This is a genomic window from Treponema primitia ZAS-1 (assembly GCF_000297095.1).
Classification (GTDB): Bacteria; Spirochaetota; Spirochaetia; order Treponematales; family Breznakiellaceae; genus Termitinema; species Termitinema primitia_A.
In genome coordinates this window covers 1-542 of the sequence record NZ_AEEA01000123.1, presented here as the reverse complement: position 1 = coordinate 542, position 542 = coordinate 1, and the positions used below count along the sequence as shown (strand labels likewise).

Here is a 542-nt window from a genome sequence, read left to right as displayed (position 1 = left end):
GCCGTTTAAACAGTCCGAATAGCCAGGAAGGCGACGGGGCGGCCGATACAGGCGGAGAGGAGATGACGCAGGGCATCACGGGAGTCCTCGTTGTCGTCGGTAAAAAGGCTTTTAAAGACAAAATCCGAAAGGATGTCCAGGGGAACGCCTTTTTCTGCGTTCTCCCTGGCCTTCCGGCGCAGTTCACCCCAGAAAAAGGGGACCAGGAAAGATAATTTCATAACAGCTCCTTTGTGGGCTTACGCCCAGGTTTTAGGCGCGACTCTTCGGCCCGCCGCATATATAAGGGAGTTATGATGAAAAACGCTTTACCCTGAGGATCGATTTTTTTAAAATTTGTATGGGGTGATTTTTTGGGTCAGGTACGCCAAATTAAGCTTCTAAGTATGCTATTTTTTGCAACTACCGCCCGGCGATCCCGCCACTCAGTCCTGCGAAGCAGGCTGAAAAGAATATGCCCAAATTACGTTATCGGGGGTGGTGGTGTAAAAAATATCAGGGGGACCCTTTGGGGGTTCCTGATATTTTTTGCAGCCACCAGG

At 50.2% G+C, this 542-nt stretch carries 1 protein-coding gene; it reads right to left on the bottom strand.

Annotated features, from left to right (window positions below):
- Positions 1 to 5: 5 nt before the first annotated feature.
- Entirely contained in the window at positions 6 to 221 is a 216-nt protein-coding gene (locus TPRIMZ1_RS0115240) for a hypothetical protein (protein WP_010262124.1), read from the bottom strand.
- Positions 222 to 542: the final 321 nt, after the last annotated feature.